We start from the raw sequence: 3,806 nt of genomic DNA, 5'->3' as shown, positions 1-3,806 counted from the left end.
CGGGAGGCGCGGCACCCGCTGGCACCGCGCCTCCCGTCCGTCACCTGGTCGCGACTACTCGTCGTGCCGGGTGGTCGACACCGACCCCGTCGGCGAGCCCACCGGCTCGGGTGCGTCCGCCGACGCGGCGGCCGGCGCGGTCCCGTCCCGTCGCGCCCGCTCGAGCGCGTCGGCCTCGTCGCCACCGACGGCCTCACCACGGGCGACCATGCCGGCGACGTCCGCCAGCTGCATCTGCGGGATGAAGAGCGCGAGCACGAGCGCGGCGGCGATGAACGGCAGCAGGTACCAGAACACCGGCGACAGCGAGTCGGCGTACGCGTTCACGATGCCGTCCTGCACCGCCTGCGGCAGCTTCGACAGCGAGGTCGGGTCGATGCTCGAGCTGGCACTGGCCGCGTCGGTCGCGCTGCCCCCGGCACCGCGGAAGACGTCGGTCAGCGCATCGGTCAGGCGTGAGGTGAAGAGCGCTCCGAAGACGGCGACGCCGAGGGAGGCGCCGACCTCGCGGAAGTAGTTGTTCGTCGAGGTGGCGGTACCGACCTGCTCGGGCGGCACGGCGTTCTGCGCGACCAGGACCACGACCTGCATGATCAGGCCGAGGCCGGCGCCGAAGACGAACAGGTAGACGCAGATCAGCCAGATCGGGGTGCTCGCGGCCAGGGAGGTCATCCCGAGCATCGCGATCCCGACCACGATCGTGCCGATGATCGGGAACGCGCGGTACCGGCCGGTCTTCGTGATGAGCGTGCCGGACAGGATCGAGGTGCCGATCAGGCCGACCATCATCGGCAGCATCAGCAGCCCGGAGACCGCGGCGGACGTGCCCGAGGCCATCTGCAGGAACGTCGGCACGAAGCCGATCGCTGCGAACATGCCGAGACCGAGCACGAAGCCGATCGCCGTCGCGATGACGAACGTGCGGTTGCGGAAGAACGACAGCGGGATGATCGGGTCCTGCGCCCGCGACTCGACGAGCACGAACGACGCGGCCGCGACGAGGAAGCCGGCACCCCACGCCCACGTCTCCGGCGCACCCCAGCCGTGCTGGCGGTTGCCGCCGAACTCGGTGAAGAACACCAGGCACGCGGTGGTGGCGGACAGCAGGGCGACACCCAGCACGTCGATCCGCTTCGTCGCCTTCTTGCTCGGCAGGGTCAGGGCGAACCACGCGACGGCGAAGGCCGCGATGCCGACCGGGATGTTGATCCAGAACGCCCAGTTCCAGGTCATGTGGTCGACGAAGAACCCGCCGAGCAGCGGGCCACCGACCGCGGACAGGCCGAAGATCGCACCGAGCGGGCCGAGGTACTTGCCGCGCTGCGAGGCCGGGACGATGTCGGCGATGATCGCCTGCGACAGGATCATGAGCCCGCCGCCGCCCAGGCCCTGCAGGGCGCGGAAGACCACGAACTGCCAGAAGTCGGTCGACAGCGCGCAGCCGAGGGACGCCAGCGTGAACAGGGCGATGGCGACGAGGAACAGGTTGCGGCGACCGATGACGTCACCGAACTTGCCGTAGATCGGCATCACGATCGTCGACGCGAGCAGGTACCCGGTCGTGATCCACGCCTGGTGCGCGACGCCGCCGAGTTCGCCGACGATCGTGGGCATGGCGGTCGAGACGATGGTCTGGTCGAGGCTGGACAGCAGCATCCCGGCGATGAGCGCCGAGAAGATGATCCAGATGCGGCGCTGGGTCAGGAGCAGCGGCCCGTCGGCCTGCTGGCGACCCCGGCGGGTGGTGCTCGGCGCGGATGCGCTCATGAGGTGCCTTCCTGGGCGGGGATGGTGATGGCTTCCGTCATGAGACGGAGGTTGGTGTCGAGGAGCTCGTCGAACCGGGGTCCGGACGCCTCGTCGAAGTCGTCGGCGAAGTAGGTGCCGGCGCTGACCCGGATCACGCCGACGGCGGCCTCGGCCACCAGGCGGGCGCGCGGGTCGGCCGGGTCGTGCCAGGCGAAGCGCTGGCGGACGGCGTCGGCGACCTTCTTGATCTGCGTGTCCGTGGCGGACAGGAACCGGGCGGTCAGCGCCGGCTCGCGCTCGAAGACGTGGCGCACCAGGGCTTCGTCGGCGCGGTCGATGCCGGCGACGTGCAGCTGCTCGATGATGAGCGCGATGACGGACGGCAGCGGAGCCAGGGTCGTCGGGACGACGGTGCCCTCGGCGTACGCGGCGAGCAGTGCGGTGTCGGCGTTGAGCTCGATGCCGAGGACCACGTCCTCCTTCGACGCGAAGTGGTTGAAGAAGGTGCGGCGGGAGACGCCGACGCGCTCGCAGAGCTGCTCGATGGTGAAGCCCTGCAGCCCGCCGTCGACGACCGCGCGGCGCGCTTCGGACACCATGCTGCGCCGGAGGGCACGGGTGCGTTCAGCGGTGGTCACCGGCTGATACTTGCACTCCTTCTGCAAGAGTGCAATTCACCAGTGGTGAACTCCCAGTGATGTCTGGGTCAGATCCCCTTCGCGAAGCAGTACGACCACGGCATCGTCTCGGCGTACGGCTCGTACACGTCGATGCGGTCCCACCCGGTCTTCTCGTACAGTGCCACGGCCTCGGGCTGCTTGTCACCGGTCTGCAGGATCAGACGGCTGGCACCCTGCTCGCGGCCGACCCGGGCGCACTCGTCCAGGAGCGCGGTGGCGGCGCCCTTGCCCCGGGCGGCGGCCAGGACGATGAGGCGCTTCAGCTCGATCTCGTCCCCGAGCCGTCGGACGGCGATGTGGCCGAGGACCGTCCCGTCCTCGTCGACGGCGAGCAGGGACGTCACGACGGTACTCGGGTCGACGGACAGCACGCGGCTGCGCTCGGCCGAGACCTCGGGGGCTTCACCGGGGTTCCCGTCGCCGTAACGCTCGTGCATCTCCTCGTCCATGGTCGCGCGGAGTGCGACTCCGCGCGGGTCTTCCCAGGGCACGCGCTCGATGGTGATCACGGTCGTCCATCCTGACACGGACCGACGACGGCGCCCACACGCCGGTGCGCGCTCCGGCCGACGCGGCGCCGTGGGACGGGCAGCGTCAGCCGAGCGGACCGATCGGGCTGCCGTCGAGGTCCTCGAGCAGCGCCGCCGCGTCGTCGTACACGGCCGCGGCACCGGCACCGCGCAGCTCGTCGCCGCCGATCCCGCCGGTCATCACGCCGATGCACGTCACGCCGACGCGCTCCGCCGACTCGACGTCCCACATCGCGTCGCCGACCATGACGGCGTGGTCCGCGTCGACGCCGGCCTTCTGCAGCGCGACCTCGATGATCCCGGGGTCCGGCTTCGCCTGCTCGACGTCCTCGCTGCTCGTGACGGCGGCGATCCACTGCTCGGCGTCGAGGAGTTCGAGCAGCCGGTCGAGCTCGTTCTGCGGGGCACTGGTCGCGAGCACCACGGCGTGCCCGAGGCCGGCGACCGCCTCGAGCAGGTCCCGCGCACCGGGCAGCAGGCGCAGCTGCGGCATGTGCTCGGAGTAGAAGGCGGTGTGGAACTGCTTCGCGGTGTCCCGGGTCTCCTCGGAGGCGTCCGGCAGCAGCGACTCGAGCAGCTTCGACGAGTCCATGCCGATCGCCCGGTGGATGCGCCAGGCGTCGACGGACTCCCCCGCCGCGCGGAAAGCCCGCCACCAGGCGTCGATGTGGGCGTAGTTCGAGTCGGCCAGGGTGCCGTCGATGTCGAACAGGACGGCGGTGGTGGGGGTGTCGGACATGGCTCCACCCTGCTCCAAGGGCGACGACCGGCGCCTCAGGTGTGCCGGAGGGCGCGGTGGACGGTGCACGAGACGGACGGGAGGCCCGGGACCAGCTGGTCCCGGGCC

At 70.8% G+C, this 3,806-nt stretch carries 4 protein-coding genes; all 4 read right to left on the bottom strand.

The window, feature by feature from the left end:
• Positions 1–54: 54 nt before the first annotated feature.
• Complete coding sequence (locus tag QCD68_RS16955; protein WP_111076351.1) at positions 55–1,767, bottom strand: MDR family MFS transporter; 1,713 nt, start codon at positions 1,765–1,767, stop codon at positions 55–57.
• Positions 1,764–2,387, bottom strand: a complete 624-nt coding sequence (locus QCD68_RS16950) for a TetR/AcrR family transcriptional regulator (RefSeq protein ID WP_204609947.1) — start codon at positions 2,385–2,387, stop codon at positions 1,764–1,766. Before QCD68_RS16950 ends, QCD68_RS16955 begins: the two co-directional genes overlap by 4 nt.
• A gap of 68 nt (positions 2,388–2,455) precedes the next feature.
• Positions 2,456–2,938 carry a GNAT family N-acetyltransferase gene (locus QCD68_RS16945; RefSeq protein ID WP_253466549.1) on the bottom strand — a complete coding sequence of 161 codons (483 nt, stop codon included), beginning with the start codon at positions 2,936–2,938 and terminating at the stop codon, positions 2,456–2,458.
• 85 nt (positions 2,939–3,023) lie between these two features.
• Positions 3,024–3,698: an HAD family hydrolase gene (locus QCD68_RS16940; RefSeq protein ID WP_301223864.1), complete on the bottom strand. Its 675-nt coding sequence runs from the start codon at positions 3,696–3,698 to the stop codon at positions 3,024–3,026.
• Positions 3,699–3,806: the final 108 nt, after the last annotated feature.

This window comes from Curtobacterium sp. PsM8, assembly GCF_030433875.1.
Classification (GTDB): domain Bacteria; phylum Actinomycetota; class Actinomycetes; order Actinomycetales; family Microbacteriaceae; genus Curtobacterium.
This window is presented reverse-complemented; position numbering and strand designations above follow the sequence as displayed.

What these genes read in the sequence shown, in the direction of transcription:
- QCD68_RS16940 (WP_301223864.1), bottom strand. Translation starts at nt 3,698, where the DNA reads ATGTCCGACACCCCCACCACCGCCGTCCTGTTCGACATCGACGGCACC.
- QCD68_RS16955 (WP_111076351.1), bottom strand. Translation starts at nt 1,767, where the DNA reads ATGAGCGCATCCGCGCCGAGCACCACCCGCCGGGGTCGCCAGCAGGCC.